Here is a 16,028-nt window from a genome sequence, read left to right as displayed (position 1 = left end):
AAAGTAATATCTTTTTTTGAACAGACAAATTTTAAAATAAAAAAGAACGCAATTTTATTCCTTTAATCTTGGAATATTATAAGTTATGTTATCTCTAAACCAAAAAACGCCCCGATTGGAGCGTTTTTATATCTTTTTTGATTATCATTCAGGTTCTGTGTAGGTTATATATCAATACCGATGTCGTTGGGGTCTTTGATAGCGAAATGGCGGTCGCTCTAAGGTTCGTTTCGTAGCTCAATCTCAATAGGAATGTTTTTGTTTTTCAATTCTTTATAAACTTCATCTACATTTTCGACTTCAATCACTGAATAACAATTGATTTTCAAATATTTGACATTTTGATGTGTCATTATTTGATAATATTCTGGGCTAAAAAAAGCACTTTCTTCCAGTATGATAAGCGGCGTTTGATTTTGTTTTTTCATCGTGTTTTTTTAGGAAAGACAAACTTAATAATAAATTTTATTATTGTTTTGGACTTGGACAATATACCTTTGGTGGTGTTAAGCTGTGAAGCGTATCTACCAAACGTTATTTTACTTCATCAATAGTAATACCTCCTTTTTGACGACTGACCTTTAAACTTTCTTGAAAAATGCAAAATCTTATCAAATGCCTCACTTCATCTTTCGGATTAAACTCAAATCAAAAAGAGCTAAAAAGCTGAAATACAGAGTTCCCAATGCAATCGCTGTATGAGGAAAATCTAAAAAAAGTCCACCGTGTTTTTTGGCATCTAAGTAACTTTGGGATTTGCGAAATCCTTCATCTAAGGCAAATTCTGGTACAATATTTTGCCCAAAAGCGACAAACATCGCAAGAAAAAAATACAGCATTACTGCGACGACAGATTGAGCCATTACTCTTTGTTGTACAGCTTCACTGGTGTTAAAAAATGCAAAACGCATTCGGTTAAACACGGTAACGCAATAAAGCGTAGTAATCGTCCAATCCGAAAACCCCATAATACTCTGAAAAGAATAGGCAAACAAGCCATATACAGGGAAAAATATAAACAAACTGATGCGTGCAGAAAACGCCACCATAAACACACCTGAATGTACCATTATAAACTCAAATGCCATTAAAAGACTGAATTTAAACACTTTATCAGCGTCCAAAGGCGTGGCGGAAAACCACAAACTTCCGTAATAAAATGCCATCAGCACCAAATTCAAAAATCCAAAATACTCAAAAGGTTTGTCCCAACGCTCTATCACACTGATTTTTGAGTTTTCTTTTTTGGTTGTTTTTCGTTTCATTTTTCACTAAAAATTGATGCAAAAATAGCGGAATTTTCTCTTCGTTTTTAACAAATTACGAAAAACAAGGGAGAAATATACCCCCTTGCATTAACCATTTAACATTGAGAATTATCCCTCCCACTCTTCTGGTTCGTGTTCGTTTACCCACCAACAGTTGAAAAACGCTGTTTTATGTCTTGTTGTGCATCATAGGTGTTACTTCGTAAGGACAAAAATACTAATTCCTTTGAAACGAATACGATAATCTGATAAAAACAGAAAGTGCATAACCCACAAACCAATCCTTTTTGGGTATAATGTAAGCCATATCTTTGCTCTGTTTTTTTTGCAAAGACAGTAAAAACATTCGGAAATACAAATGTTTTTATATGTTGTATCTTGTTGATTTATTGATATATAAAAGAATTATGGATAAAAAAATAAAACGATATACGAATATTATATATGTAGAATAAACGAAATTTTGTATATTTGCGCGTTAGCTGCAAGCGTAAAACAACGTTCGTGCTAAAAAACGACATTTCGGGAAAATCAAAAAATAACGAAACAATTTTTACCTAACTTTGTAAAATGAAATTTATATCTTTAATATTAGCCGTTTATGTATTGCTGTTATCAGCCGTACCGTCTTTTATTGAGGATAAATGTATGCAGGAACATACCACCGAGCAAGGACAAAACGAACAAGACGAAGATTGCAGTTGCTGTTCGCCTTTTTTCAGTTGCAATACCTGTACAGGCTTTGTAATAACCACATTCCATTTTTCAATTATACATACTATAAAACAACCTAAAAAAAAGTTAGGTATAATAACAGTAATTCCTGTTTCTGATTTTCCCTTTTCAGTTTGGCATCCCCCACAGCTTGCTTAATGTGTAGTGCTATCAGCATAAGCTAATTGTAAGTGGTGTATCGCACCGCTATCATTCATTTATTCACATTAAGTATCATTTTTACAATGAAAAAAATATTCATTGTGTCATTTTTTATGACACTCAATCTTTGTGTATATGCACAAAACACGTTCAAAGCTGTAATTAAAGACAGCGAAAAAAAAGAGCCTTTAATGGGCGTAACCGCACAGGTTACAGGCACTACAATCGCCACAATTTCCGATGAAAACGGACATATTATATTAACAGGTATTGCAAACGGTTTGCAAGAAATTCAATTTAGTTATATTGGTTTTACTCAACGTACCGACAGCTTTAATTTTCCGTTAGAAGATACAGCTCCGATTGAAATCCTACTTTATGAACAATCGGTAGATTTGGAAGAAATCGTTATTTCATCAACAAGAAGTACAAGAACTATCCAAAATATCCCCACACGTATTGAGTTTATAGGAAGTGAGGAGTTAGACGAAAAAGGCAATATGAAAGCAGGGGATATTCGTATGCTTTTGGCAGAAAGCACAGGCATCCACGTACAAACCACATCGCCCACAAGTGCCAATGCAAGTATTCGTATTCAGGGGCTTGACGGACGATATACGCAAATTTTAAAAGACGGTTTTCCTATTTATTCGGGTGCTTCGAGCGGATTGGGTTTGTTGCAAATTCCACCGCTTGACTTAAAGCAGGTTGAAGTTATTAAAGGTTCAACATCTACGCTGTACGGTGGTGGAGCAATAGCAGGTTTGGTAAATCTGATTTCCAAGACACCAACGGAAGAAAGGGATTTGCGTTTTCATTTAAACGGAACATCGGGCAGGGGTTTAGACATCAATGGTTTTTACGGACAGAAGTTTAAGAAAATCGGAACAACAATATTTGCTTCGCATAATCGCAACGGAGCTTACGACCCTGCACAAATCGGGCTTTCTGCCATTCCTAAATTTGAAAGGTATGTACTGAACCCTAAATTATTTGTTTACTTCAATGATAAAACAAAAATGAACTTCGGCATTAACACCACCATTGAAAACCGTTTGGGTGGCGATATGCTTTACATCAAAGGCAAAGGCGATAACACACACCAATATTTTGAAGAAAACAAAACACAACGCTATTCTACCCAATTTGTTTTTGACCATACAGTAAACGAAAACAGTTTTGTACAGATAAAGAACAGCGTAAGTTATTTTAACCGCAATACAGCTATTCCCAATTACGAGTTTGAGGGAACACAAACAGCCACTTTTACCGAAGCAAGCTATACCCACAGCAAAGAAAAATCGGAATGGGTAACAGGCGTTAATGTTTGGACGGACAATTTTAAAGAAAAGCAGATTACCGTATTTCCGTTGAGAGATTACAACCAAACCACATTCGGGGCTTTCGTTCAAAATTCTTTTAAGGCTACGGACTGGTTTCAATTGGAAACAGGTTTAAGAACGGATTACGTGATAGATTACGGAGCTGTTTTTTTGCCAAGAGTATCGGCAATTTTTAGGATTGCAAACGGATTGACTTCACGTATCGGGGGCGGATTTGGCTACAAAACACCAACCATTTTTACCGAAGAAAGCGAGCGCATACAATATCAAAACGTAATGCCTATTTATGATAATACCAATAAATTAGAAAAGAGCTACGGAGCAAATGCAGACATAAATTACCGTACTAATATTGGCGATGACTGGACATTTAGCATAAATCATTTATTCTTTTACACCTATTTAGACAATCCATTGTTGCTTCAAAATATGGCAACAAATACTTATCAGTTTATCAATTCATCGGGCTACATTCATACCAAAGGAACAGAAACAAATATCAAAATCGGTTATGATGATTTTAAATTGTTTTTGGGCTACACCTTTACCGATACCCGATTGCTGGAAAACGGAACAAGTACCGAAAATCCATTGACCCCAAAACACCGTGTTAATTCCGTACTGATGTACGAAATAGAGGATAAATGGAAGATTGGTTTGGAAGCCTATTATTTCAGCCCTCAAAAGTTGAATGACGGTACAACTGGAAAGGACTATTGGATGTGTGGCTTTATGGCTGAAAAAATTTGGGAACGGTTCTCTTTGTATATCAACTTTGAAAACTTCCTTGATACAAGGCAGACACGTTTTGACAACATCTATACAGGCACAATAACCAACCCTGTTTTTAGAGACATCTATGCACCGTTGGACGGATTTGTAATTAATGGTGGAATAAAATTTAAACTTTAAAATATGAACAAAACCATATTCAATATTACCAAAATGGATTGCCCCAGTGAGGAGCAATTAATCCGTATGAAATTGCAGGATTTTGATACGGTAAAGTCATTGGAATTTGATATTCCCAATAGGGAATTGAATGTTTATCATAGTGGAACCCCAGAGCCGATTTTTTCGGCTTTGGAAACCTTGAACCTAAATACAACGTTGATTTCAACCGAAGAAACTAACACAGTTGTTGAAACAGATACAAGCAATAGCCAACGTAAACTACTTTGGACGGTACTGGTTATCAACTTCGTTTTCTTTGGATTAGAAATGTTGTTCGGTATTTTTTCCAACTCAATGGGATTGGTAGCGGATAGCTTGGATATGCTTGCGGACAGTATTGTTTATGCTTTGGCATTGTTTGCTGTTGGGGGTACGGTTGCAAGAAAAAATAACATCGCCAAATTTGCAGGGTACTTTCAAATCCTGTTAGCCGTTATCGGTTTTGTTGAAGTTATCAGACGTTTTATCGGAATAGAAGCGATGCCCGATTTCAAAACAATGATTTTTGTTTCTGTTTTGGCATTGATAGCAAACGTACTTTGTCTTTACCTGTTGCAAAAGAACAAAAGCAAAGAAGCACATATGCAGGCTTCGATGATTTTCACGTCAAACGATGTTATAATCAATTCGGGAGTTATCGTTGCGGGAATTTTGGTCAATTGGTTAAACTCGAGTTATCCCGATTTGATTATCGGAGCTATTGTATTTGTAGTTGTGGCAAGAGGAGCGTATAGGATATTGAAATTGGCGAAATGAAACCGAAAGAACGCCAGCAGGTAACATCGGTTTTGCAAAAGAGCGGGTTAAGTGCAAAATTCAACGACAGTAATTATATCACCGCATAAGCCATTTTTATTTCCTTTTTTTGTAATTTAGCAAATAGAAAATGGCTTACGCTACGGTAGTGCTAAACTGAACTTTTGTGCTTCTATTTCCGCTCCTTCGCAAAGCCGTTTCCCGTTAGCGGGCATTGTAAAACGACAATTAAAATATGGTAACAGACAGAAAAGTAATTTTATACATCGCATCAAGTTTAGACGGTTACATTGCAAAACCAAATGACGACCTTAGTTTTTTATCAATCGTTCAACAGGACGGTGAAGATTACGGTTATGCAGACTTTGTGAAATCGGTAGACACAGTAATACTTGGGAGAAAGACTTACGACTGGGTAATGACACAAGTTCCCGAGTTTCCTCACGCTGACAAAAATTCCTTTATCATAACACGGACATCAAGACCAAGTGTTGGTAAGACAAGCTTTTACACGGACAATCTGAAAGACCTCATTTTAAGGCTAAAAAGTGAGCAGGGAAAAAACATTTTCATTGACGGTGGAGCGGAAATCGTAAACGAACTTTTAAAAGAAAATTTAATTGACGAATTTATCATTTCCATTATTCCAATTTTAGTTGGTAGCGGGACAAAACTCTTCAAAGACGGACGACCTGAACAAAAATTGGAACTCATCTCAACAAAACAATTTGACAAAGGACTAACTCAACTTCATTACAAGCGTGCAGACAATTGACCGACATAACGACGGACGACAAAAAGCCCGAACCGCTAACATCGGTTTTGCAATAGCGGGGTTGAAAGTTCAAAATTGGATATTTATGCTCCAAAACCCAACGCAAAGCCCGAAACCGTTGGGCGGTATATTATCCATTTTCATTTCGCTACGCTCCATTCAAAAGAGAGAAAATTAATCATCAAAATTGCACTTACTAATGGAATTTAAGAGCCCGTTTTTAAAATCCCCGTCTAAAAACATAAAACGACTTATCCAATAATCTTCAAATTTTACTGATATAATTCAGCGAATCAAAGGGGAATTTTTACATCATCATACTTTTTAAAACACGACCAGAAGAAGATATAAGAAATAATATACCTAAATAAGGAATAAAAAATGAAACAGAGTATATATAAGATTACTAAAATGGATTGTCCTTCTGAGGAGCAGATAATACGAATGAAGCTGGAAGGTATCACGCAGATTTCCGCTTTGCATTTTGACATTCCTAATAGAATGTTAAGTGTTTTCCATAAAGAAACTGCGGAGGAAATCACGCAGAAATTATTAGAACTTAATCTTGGAGCTTCTTTACAATCCACTAATAAGGCAAATGAAGAAGATATTATTGAAGAAAATACCTCGCAGGAACGCAGACTACTTTGGCAGGTATTAATTATCAATTTTATATTCTTTGTTTTAGAAATAGTTACAGGTTTTTTTGCTAATTCAATGGGGTTGGTGGCAGATAGTCTGGATATGTTAGCCGATAGTTTGGTATATGCGTTGGCACTTTTTGCGGTAGGGTCGGCAGTTGCATTCAAGAAGAAAGTAGCTAAAATATCAGGTTATTTTCAGTTGATTTTAGCCCTATTAGGATTGTTGGAAGTAGTGAGAAGGTTCATCGGATTAGAAGAATTCCCTCATTTTCAGACAATGATTATCATTTCCTTTTTAGCATTGATAGGAAATAGCCTGTGTCTTTACCTATTACAAAAGAGTAAAAGCCAAGAAGCCCATATGAAGGCAAGTATGATATTTACTTCTAATGATATTATCATCAATTTAGGAGTAATTCTTGCAGGAATATCAGTATATTTAAGCCAATCTAAATATCCTGACCTTATCATTGGTATTATCGTATTCTTTATTGTAGGGAAAGGGGCTATCAGTATTTTGAGACTGGCAAAATCATAGGAGGGAATTAGAAATAATTTCATTTCTCAAACATCAAAGAAATCCATCTCATACTGAAAAACTTCGAACGGAACTTCCTGATCATACTCCTTATAGATTTCTGACTTCAGGATTTTTCCATTGCAGTCAAAAATATTTTTTTGTATGGTAGCATCGTCTTCATTAATTGCTGATTTCCATCGGTATAGACAACAAAAGCCGTACTTGTCATATTCATAAAACACCGAACCGTGATGAGTTTTATCCGAATAAAAATATTTTATCGAGATGAGTCTGCCACTTTCATCGTAAAAGGACTCCGAATATCCGCTCAGGCGGTCGTTTTGGTGTTCGTGATAGCAAAAAATTTCTTGTCCTTTTTCGTTGAACTTTCGTGTGACTTTGGCGTAAAATTCTTCATTTTGCAAAGTCAAAATTTCAGAATTATTGTTGTTTTCATCATAAGTAAAAATTTGTTTTAGTTCTAAATTTCCGTCTGAATCATAATAAAGAGCCTGTATTTTTTTGCCATACGCATCAAATGTTACTTTTTTGTATTCGTAAGGTTCAAAATATTGATAATGAAAAATCCACTCCACAACTCCATTTCTATTTAGAAAAAACTCCTTTATGGAATATAAATTTTCTCTTCCTTCAATCACTGAATAACAATTGATTTTCAAATATTTGACATTTTGATGTGTCATTATTTGATAATATTCTGGGCTAAAAAAAGCACTTTCTTCCAGTATGATAAGCAACGTTTGATTTTGTTTTTTCATCGTGTTTTTTTTTAGGAAAGACAAACTTAATAATAAATTTTATTATTGTTTTGGACTTGGACAATATACCTTTGGTGGTGTTAAGCTGTGAAGCGTATCTACCAAACGTTATTTTACTTCATCAATAGTAATACCTCCTTTTTGACAGCTGACCTTTAAACTTTCTTGAAAAATGCAAAATCTTATCAAATGCCTCACTTCATCTTTCGGATTAAACTCAAATCAAAAAGAGCTAAAAAGCTGAAATACAGAGTTCCCAATGCAATCGCTGTATGAGGAAAATCTAAAAAAAGTCCACCGTGTTTTTTGGCATCTAAGTAACTTTGGGATTTGCGAAATCCTTCATCTAAGGCAAATTCTGGGACAATATTTTGCCCAAAAGCGACAAACATCGCAAGAAAAAAATACAGCATTACTGCGACGACAGATTGAGCCATTACTCTTTGTTGTACAGCTTCACTGGTGTTAAAAAATGCAAAACGCATTCGGTTAAACACGGTAACGCAATAAAGCGTAGTAATCGTCCAATCCGAAAACCCCATAATACTCTGAAAAGAATAGGCAAACAAGCCATATACAGGGAAAAATATAAACAAACTGATGCGTGCAGAAAACGCCACCATAAACACACCTGAATGTACCATTATAAACTCAAATGCCATTAAAAGACTGAATTTAAATACTTTATCAGCGTCCAAAGGCGTGGCGGAAAACCACAAACTTCCGTAATAAAATGCCATCAACACCAAATTCAAAAATCCAAAATACTCAAAAGGCTTGTCCCAACGCTCTATCACACTGATTTTTGAGTTTTCTTTTTTGGTTCTTTTTCGTGTCATTTTTTATTTTTTTGGCAAAAATAGGAGATTTTATTTATTTTTCACAAATTACGAAAAACAAGGAAGAATTATACCTCCTTATATTAACCATTTAGCATTGAGAATTATCCCTCCCATTCTTCCGGTTCGTGTTCGTTTACCCACCAACGGAAACCGCTAATACCTTTTATTTTCAATCGCTCAATGATTTCTGCTGTATGGTGTTGGGTATGCCGGATGCAGTTCAGATGCAATTCAAAACGCGAAACTGGATACCATTCATATCCCGAATCCGCTTCAAAAGGCAGAGTTTCAATCCGTTGTAGCAAGTTTTCATTCAGCTCATCAATAAACGAAAACAATTCTTCTTTGGTATGAAATCCCTCTACCACCACACCTGCATCAGGATTTTCCCATTCTTGCGAACCTCCAAGACTCTCTGCCCCTCTGATGTCTTTTTCAAAGGGTACAAAACTGGCGTCATTTGCCCCTAAATAATATTGTATTGCGGCAATGCAATGATAGGCAATTTGTCAATTCGGATTGTTGTACTCATCCGTATTCCATTGGTCTTCAGGAACTTTTTCCAAAGTTTTACGTAGCATTCCAAGGCTTGCTTTATACTGCGAAGCCAAAATCTCTGCGATTTTTTTGTTGTTCATTTTATTCTGATTTTTAGGTTGTTACTATTTTGTTGTGGGCTACATATCAAGACCGTAGCCTTTTGAAAAAGGAATTTTTACTGTTTCGTTGGCAAAAATACGATGGTGTTGAACAACCGATTTGCTTGGCGATATTTCGGGTAGAAAGTACTCCAAACCCTTCTTTACGAACCATTTCAAAGGCAGTATCCACAATGATTTCTTTGGTAATTGTCGTTGATTTCGGCATAATTTTATATCAAACTTGTTTAAACTTTTCGAATAAATGTTAGTATAATCCCTAGATACAACATAGCCATCCAAGTTGTGTTTAGGGTTTCATATCTTATAATCAATCCTTTAAAACCATCAAGCCACGCAAAACTTCTCTCTATTTTAAACCGATTTTTATATAATTCTTCGTCAAAATAAATATTTTCATTTTGTCCATTTCTGGGATTTTGTTTGATATTAGGTATTATTTCTTTTTCCTGTAAAAAACTTTTTAAGTCTCGGCTATCAAAACCTGCATCTGCATTGACAAACAAGCCTTTATGCTCTATTTTCGCTTCCTCCAAAAGATTCAAAATCTCTTTTAAAACAAAGTCTATATTATTCAAATCGTGATGATTACCGGATTTTGGACTACCCATTGCTAAAATTTGCCCCAAATTATCACACAGAAAGATAGAATTCGTGGTCTTTGACTTTTTTCTTAACTGATAACCAACAGATTGTCCTCCCATTCGACATCGAGTATGACTACCATCAAGTTGGACGCTTGATAAATCTAATTTTCTCCGATTCTCAAGCAACAAATTAAGCCAAATTCGCTTAAAACTACCATCTTTACTCCATTTATTGAAATAATAATAGACTGTTTGATAGCTTATTTTTTGGTCTTTAAAATACACTTCTACCGGAAGTTCCCTCCACTGGCAACCTGTTTTTAATCGTTTGACTATCAGAAGAAAAATTAATGATAAATCAAATTTTGTTTTAAATCCTCTTTTTCCAATACTCAAATGGGAAATAATCCATTTTTTTATTATATCTTTGCTCAAAGTTCCTTGATTTTCATTTTGTTATGCAAAACAAAAATGCTAAAAATTCTTGGAACTTTTAATTTTCCTCTTAAAAAGTTTAGACAGGTTTATTATAACTTTTTTTGAATGAGCAATATTTTAAATAAAAAAAGGAACGAAATTGCTCGTTCCTTTAAAATATCTTAGCTTTTCAGTCGCTTCGGATGTCGTGCATCCTTTATCAATGACAATCGCCGCACTTGCATTTCATTTTTCAGTCCTCAACCATTCCCTTCATACCCCTCGTAATAATACGATTGCTCAATGCCTTTGAAAATGATTTCTCTATTTTCAACCTCATCGGTTAGGTTTTCTTTTAATAAAAATCGGATTTCTAAATCATTTATGGGACTTCTTTCCATAGCTTGCAGATAAAGTGTTTTGTCCACAAATTGCCAATTTACTATCTTTTTAAGATTCTTTTTCAGCATCATATCCAACCAAATACGCATACTTCTGCCGTTGCCTTCCATAAATGGATGAGCGATGTTCATTTCCACATATTTTTGAATGATTTCCTCAAATGAGTTTTCGGGCATTTGCTCTATTTTCACCAAAATTTCGTTTAGATAAAGTGCCGTAGCAAATCGAAATCCGCCTTTTGAGATGTTACTCGTTCTTATTTTTCCTGCAAAGTCATACAATCCACCAAACAAATATTCGTGAATTTGTTGCAATCCCTTGGTCGTTCCGACTTCCATTTCATCAATAGCCTTACTTTCAAAAAGTTGGTAAGCCTTATTCAAACTCTCTTTATCGATATTTTTCATTGGTCAGATGCGTATTTTAGGCTGTAAAAGTACAATATATTTACTCTCTTTATGCGAAAAAACTTAATTGTCAATAAAATTTTAGAACAAACACACTAAACTATTCTCAATTTTGCGTGAGCAGTGAATATGCTTACAGTTTTAAGTCAATGACAATCACCACACTTGCATTTCATTTTTGAAAGTTCTATTTCAAAAGTAGAATGCTGAATATGTTCGTGTTGGAGAGTGTGTTTTATTTCCTTTTTGAGTTGGTCGATTTCCTCAAAAGTGCTGTTGTCTTCAACTACCAAATGTGCGGTAAGTGCGTTTTCCTGACTGCTAAGTGCCCAAATATGAATGTGATGCACCGAACAAACCCTAGGATGTTGCTCAATAATTTGCTTTATTTTGTCCACTTTTATGCTGTGTGGCACGCCATCGAGGATGAGTTTCACGCTTTCGGCAAGCAAATTCCAAGTGGAAATCAAAATCACCACCGCAACGACCAAACTCGTCAGCACGTCGGCAATGTCCCAGCCTGTGAAATAGATAATTACCCCCGATACAATCACCCCAACCGACACCAAAGCGTCCACCAACAGATGCAGAAAAGCTCCTTTTACGTTGATGTCCTGTTTTTGTCCTTTGTAGAAAAGAAAAGCCGATAAAGCATTGATAATAACCCCGATAGTTGCCGTTATGATAATCATATTACCCGTCATTTCGGGGGGAGCTTCAAAGCGTTCGATAGCCTCAACGATAATTTTCACGGCGATATACACCAGCAGCACCGCATTGATGAGCGATGCCAAAATGGAGGCTTTTTTGTATCCGTAAGTAAATGAGTACGTGGCTGCTTTCTGGGTTAGTTTCAGCCCGACAAGCGAAATAACCAAACTGGCAACATCGCTCAGGTTGTGACTCGCGTCCGAAATGAGTGCCAGCGAATTGATGCGGAAACCCACCACAAATTCGATAATCGTATACACCAAATTCAGTCCGATACCAATGTAAAAAGCTCGGTTGATGCTCTCCAAACTCGCTACGCTATGGGTGTGTCCTTCGTGTGAATGTTCCATTGCTTTAAATTTTTAGTTTGTTGTTTTTGAATAATTTACTTTCAATTTTATATTTATATTAATTTTTTTCCATCTTTTTTCCAACGATATTTTATAAATTGTTCGAATTCTTCCTCATCAGCATGTTCTAAAACAATTACTTGAGGTTTATATCCGCATTCTTTTTCAGTATCCTCAATTTCTTGAGAAATTACCTTAAATATATTCTTAACTTGAATAATATTATCATCAATAATCTTTTGTTCATTTTCAAATTCTTCATCTAATTGTCTATAAACTTTGGGAAAATATACCTGACTTGGTTGATCCAATATCAAAATTGATGGGATTTTAGATGATTGGGTTACACTGTGAAGATATAAAAAGCCTAGAAAAGTGGATAGGTGTATTGCTAGCCAATTTGAGCCACTTCCCATTTCTGATAATAAAATATCTTCATTATTTTTTACCTTATATTTCAAACTAAATTTTTCTAAATCAAAAGATATTTCTCCTGGTTTAAATTCTTCTTCAAAATCAAGCTTTTCACAAATAGAGGTCATTTTTGTACTTAAGGTTATTTTTGCTTTCTCCAACTTTTCTTTGAGATTATATGTAGCAAGCTTATCCTTAATACTATTAATTTCAGTTTCCAATTCAGAATAATCACTTTTATTATTCAATAAAATGTCATTCCTTTTAATGAAATTTAAAGCATTAGCTTCTGTTTTACCTTTTAATAACAATCCTCTTTCATACTCGCCTCTAGTATTAAACTTTGATATAATTTGTTTATTTAAATTATCTGCTTTATTCCTAAGATTCCTTATATCTTTCTTCAATCTATCTCGTTCCTTTTGTAACGAGATAGATTGTTCGGACATATCATTTACATATATTCCTATCTTTTTGAACTCATCCTCTAACATTTCGTTAGATTTCTTTATGGTCAAAATCTTCTCATTTATTTCCTTAACGTCTTGCTCACAAAGTGGGCAAGAAATTTGTCCAACATTTTGTTCAATTGATGCTAGTGCTTTTAGTCTATCGATACTTTTTGAATAATTTTGAGATACATCATTATTGGACTCTATTGCGTAAATCAAGTTTTTGACTGAACATAGCTCTTTGTTCTTCTCAAATATTAAATTATCTATTTTCTTCAGTTCTTCATTGAAATTTTGATCGCCTAATGAGTTTATATTGGGTAATGGTAAATCTTTAGCTAATTTTTTAAGTTCTGATAAGTCAATATCATCTGGTAGTTTTTTACCAATTATAGTATAGTATATTGATATAGAATTAAAAAGATCTTCTCTTAATTGTTTATTATCAATTTTCAGTTTCTCATCAATCTTTTTCTTTTGATTCAATTCTTTTTGCTTACTTTCTAATGTTCTCTGTAACTTAAAAAAGTTAGCATCTCCCCACCCCATTAATATAGGATAATCATCAATTGTTTTTTTTCTTTTATAAAAATCGTCGAACCTATAAAATAAGCTATGTTTATTAGCAATCAAATTTTGATGTTGAAAAATAAAAGGAATGAAACTCCTCATTGTTACTTTTCCTCCCGATTTCCTTTTATCCTCATCTTCGCTAGTTCTCGTATCCAAAATAGAAATTCCTATGTGTTTTTCAAATTCCTTCTTAGCCTCTTCTATATCAATTTGATTTTTGCCTTTAAAGTACTCCTTTGAAAAATTTTCTATGAATTTCAAATTAGTTTCAACATTAAAGTACACTTGACTACTATTTTTATTTCTTGCAATTACTAAATATTTTTCTTTTACTCTGATAATTAAACAATAAAGATTAGTCCAATCCGTTATGATTCCCTTTGGAATTGTTGATTTTTTAGCAAATAGACAATAATCAATAATTTCAATTATTGCACTTTTACCTGTTTTAGAATCTCCTGTAATTATATTCAATCCATCATTAAATTTTAGTACTCGTGACTGCTCATTATCATTGAAAAGAAATATACGGAATATTGATGCTTGCATAGTTTTATAAATTGAAAAATATTTTTCTATAATCTTCTTTTGAAAAAATAGAACCTAAGTTGAATGCTGCTTTATAATAATCTCTGAGTGTACTATTCTCCTCTTTTGAATAAGTTAGTTCTTGATTCTCTTTTAAAACTAAATAATCAGCAATTTCAACATTGTAGGTATTAGATAGTGTAATCAAAGCCTCTTTCGTTTTTATTTTATAATTAATTATAAGATCGTCTATTATAATTAGTTCTCTTTTAACTTCTTGATTTAAAAGAGTATTTAATGTACTCGTCTTTTTACTATTTGTAAGTTTGCTCCTTATTATATCATTATAAACCATTGGAAGAATAAAATATATAAGTTCTACCTTTAACTGATTACTTTTTGAACCAGCTAAAGCCATCAACAATAACTTAGAAGTAAACAAAGGGTTAAAAAGAATATTTTCTATCTGCTTTATGTTCATATATCAGTTTCTTTATACAGCCATTCAAAATCAGTAGTTTCATTTATATTATAAATTCTACCATTTCTAAAATACATTTCAGTTCCTGTAAATCCATTAATATCTCTATGAGGCTTCTTGATACAACTGAAATAAACCTCTCGTGATTTTCTTATGTAAGTATCATCTTTGAAAGATTCAATTGACAAGTCATATAAGGCAGAACTTTTTTCATTTTTAATTTCATATTCTATACCTGACTCATAGGATATTACATTCTCTTTCAGAGTAGGATTTATTTTTAAAATTTGTTGATAAGCCTGTTCGGATCTGGCATAATCTTGAAAAGCTTGATGTAAATCGTTTTCTCGAATTGATATTGATTTTAATTTTTCAATAAACTTGTACCCCTTTGTTAGATTTGTATCATCTCTTTTGGGTTCTTCGATTGTAGGAAAAGGAAAATAATCTTTTGTGTATTTTGACAAATTAACTCGCAAATCCGAATTGAAGTCTGTAATATTAATCTCCCACTTATTGGAGTCATCTATAGCTCTTGAAACAAGATATTGAATAAGTACACCAATCGCTGGTTTTCTAAATTCATCAGGTATTAATTTGAATACTGAGTGTTCCTTCAATTGTTCAAATTTTTCGCCAATTTTCGGTTTACTACTATCAATGGTAAACTTTTCTAAAATATCTACTAAATTAGCCTTAGAAATCCCTCTAGTATCAAAAATTATATTTTTAAAGTGCTTGGAAGTTTCTGAGACGGGATGAGCCTTAAGCTTACGATATTTATTTTTTCCGTCAAGTTTATTCCAGCCATAGAATATACTATTCTCTGGTATTTCTTGTGTAGTATGTAAAATAAACTTATCATTTGCTTTTAATTTAGAGTATTCAACAACAATATTTTTCAAAGTTTTCCAAACGTCAACAGAATTACTAGTAAGATTTGATTCTCCTAAATGATGTTTAACTTCAATGGAATCACCTCCATATTGAACATCTCCAAAACATTCGATATACACATATTCTCCATCTTTTGCATTTAAACAATATTCTAAAGCAATTAATTTTTGATATTCAAATCCTAATTGCTTTTTAGTGGAGTCATTATTTAAAATTTCACGCATATTTTATCATAAAATTACAATGTTTTACCTATAAAGATACTCTAAAAAAACTTTCATATCTTTCAATCTCAGTTATACTCGTGTTTAATATCTCTCGCAAAGATATAATTTTTTCACAACAAAACCCTTTCATTTCGTAAAATTTGCTAAAAAAACAAAAAAACTATCC

At 33.6% G+C, this 16,028-nt stretch carries 17 protein-coding genes and 1 pseudogene; 5 read left to right on the top strand and 13 right to left on the bottom strand.

The window, feature by feature from the left end; all coding sequences use genetic code 11:
- Nucleotides 1-218: 218 nt before the first annotated feature.
- Both CGC58_RS12955 and CGC58_RS10050 read right to left on the bottom strand, forming a co-directional pair.
- Nucleotides 219-428 carry a VOC family protein gene (locus tag CGC58_RS12955; protein ID WP_198540723.1) on the bottom strand — a complete coding sequence of 70 codons (210 nt, stop codon included), beginning with the start codon at nt 426-428 and terminating at the stop codon, nt 219-221.
- Between the two features lie 192 nt (nt 429-620).
- Nucleotides 621-1,265, bottom strand: coding sequence for a hypothetical protein (locus CGC58_RS10050; RefSeq protein WP_095896583.1), 645 nt, complete (start codon nt 1,263-1,265; stop codon nt 621-623).
- 962 nt (nt 1,266-2,227) lie between these two features.
- Between CGC58_RS10050 and CGC58_RS10040 the strand changes: the two genes are divergently transcribed.
- The 5 genes from CGC58_RS10040 to CGC58_RS10025 all read left to right on the top strand — a co-directional run bounded on the left by CGC58_RS10040 (nt 2,228) and on the right by CGC58_RS10025 (nt 7,154).
- Entirely contained in the window at nt 2,228-4,399 is a 2,172-nt protein-coding gene (locus CGC58_RS10040) for a TonB-dependent receptor (RefSeq protein WP_095896581.1), read from the top strand.
- 3 nt (nt 4,400-4,402) lie between these two features.
- The gene (locus CGC58_RS10035) at nt 4,403-5,197 is read left to right on the top strand and encodes a cation transporter (RefSeq protein ID WP_095896580.1); all 795 of its coding nucleotides are present in this window, start codon (nt 4,403-4,405) and stop codon (nt 5,195-5,197) included.
- A 235-nt stretch (nt 5,198-5,432) separates the two neighbouring features.
- The gene (locus CGC58_RS10030) at nt 5,433-5,972 is read left to right on the top strand and encodes a dihydrofolate reductase family protein (RefSeq protein WP_042005544.1); all 540 of its coding nucleotides are present in this window, start codon (nt 5,433-5,435) and stop codon (nt 5,970-5,972) included.
- Nucleotides 5,959-6,150 carry a hypothetical protein gene (locus CGC58_RS12730; RefSeq protein ID WP_147362911.1) on the top strand — a complete coding sequence of 64 codons (192 nt, stop codon included), beginning with the start codon at nt 5,959-5,961 and terminating at the stop codon, nt 6,148-6,150. Before CGC58_RS10030 ends, CGC58_RS12730 begins: the two co-directional genes overlap by 14 nt.
- A gap of 203 nt (nt 6,151-6,353) precedes the next feature.
- Nucleotides 6,354-7,154, top strand: a complete 801-nt coding sequence (locus CGC58_RS10025) for a cation transporter (protein ID WP_095896579.1) — start codon at nt 6,354-6,356, stop codon at nt 7,152-7,154.
- Nucleotides 7,155-7,180: 26 nt separating this feature from the next.
- On the opposite strand, the gene CGC58_RS10020 is transcribed toward CGC58_RS10025, so the two are convergent.
- The 11 genes and pseudogenes from CGC58_RS10020 to CGC58_RS09975 all read right to left on the bottom strand — a co-directional run bounded on the left by CGC58_RS10020 (nt 7,181) and on the right by CGC58_RS09975 (nt 15,859).
- Complete coding sequence (locus CGC58_RS10020) at nt 7,181-7,915, bottom strand: hypothetical protein (protein WP_095896578.1); 735 nt, start codon at nt 7,913-7,915, stop codon at nt 7,181-7,183.
- Between the two features lie 194 nt (nt 7,916-8,109).
- The gene (locus CGC58_RS10015) at nt 8,110-8,754 is read right to left on the bottom strand and encodes a hypothetical protein (protein WP_052458201.1); all 645 of its coding nucleotides are present in this window, start codon (nt 8,752-8,754) and stop codon (nt 8,110-8,112) included.
- Nucleotides 8,755-8,858: 104 nt separating this feature from the next.
- Nucleotides 8,859-9,128, bottom strand: coding sequence for a hypothetical protein (locus tag CGC58_RS10010; protein WP_095896577.1), 270 nt, complete (start codon nt 9,126-9,128; stop codon nt 8,859-8,861).
- A 138-nt stretch (nt 9,129-9,266) separates the two neighbouring features.
- Nucleotides 9,267-9,395: a hypothetical protein gene (locus tag CGC58_RS12910; RefSeq protein ID WP_262482462.1), complete on the bottom strand. Its 129-nt coding sequence runs from the start codon at nt 9,393-9,395 to the stop codon at nt 9,267-9,269.
- 82 nt (nt 9,396-9,477) lie between these two features.
- Nucleotides 9,478-9,624 (bottom strand): annotated as a pseudogene (locus tag CGC58_RS10005) (TetR/AcrR family transcriptional regulator); the annotation flags it as partial.
- A 19-nt stretch (nt 9,625-9,643) separates the two neighbouring features.
- Complete coding sequence (locus CGC58_RS10000; protein ID WP_095894635.1) at nt 9,644-10,438, bottom strand: IS5 family transposase; 795 nt, start codon at nt 10,436-10,438, stop codon at nt 9,644-9,646.
- Nucleotides 10,439-10,680: 242 nt separating this feature from the next.
- Entirely contained in the window at nt 10,681-11,229 is a 549-nt protein-coding gene (gene fic / locus CGC58_RS09995) for a protein adenylyltransferase Fic (protein ID WP_095896576.1), read from the bottom strand.
- A 146-nt stretch (nt 11,230-11,375) separates the two neighbouring features.
- The gene (locus tag CGC58_RS09990) at nt 11,376-12,290 is read right to left on the bottom strand and encodes a cation diffusion facilitator family transporter (RefSeq protein WP_095896575.1); all 915 of its coding nucleotides are present in this window, start codon (nt 12,288-12,290) and stop codon (nt 11,376-11,378) included.
- Between the two features lie 53 nt (nt 12,291-12,343).
- Nucleotides 12,344-14,278, bottom strand: a complete 1,935-nt coding sequence (locus tag CGC58_RS09985; protein ID WP_095896574.1) for a DUF3732 domain-containing protein — start codon at nt 14,276-14,278, stop codon at nt 12,344-12,346.
- A 4-nt stretch (nt 14,279-14,282) separates the two neighbouring features.
- Complete coding sequence (locus CGC58_RS09980; protein WP_095896573.1) at nt 14,283-14,738, bottom strand: three component ABC system middle component; 456 nt, start codon at nt 14,736-14,738, stop codon at nt 14,283-14,285.
- Nucleotides 14,735-15,859, bottom strand: a complete 1,125-nt coding sequence (locus tag CGC58_RS09975) for a hypothetical protein (protein ID WP_095896572.1) — start codon at nt 15,857-15,859, stop codon at nt 14,735-14,737. Before CGC58_RS09975 ends, CGC58_RS09980 begins: the two co-directional genes overlap by 4 nt.
- Nucleotides 15,860-16,028: the final 169 nt, after the last annotated feature.

The organism is Capnocytophaga stomatis (genome assembly GCF_002302635.1).
GTDB classification, from domain to species: domain Bacteria; phylum Bacteroidota; class Bacteroidia; order Flavobacteriales; family Flavobacteriaceae; genus Capnocytophaga; species Capnocytophaga stomatis.
This window is presented reverse-complemented; position numbering and strand designations above follow the sequence as displayed.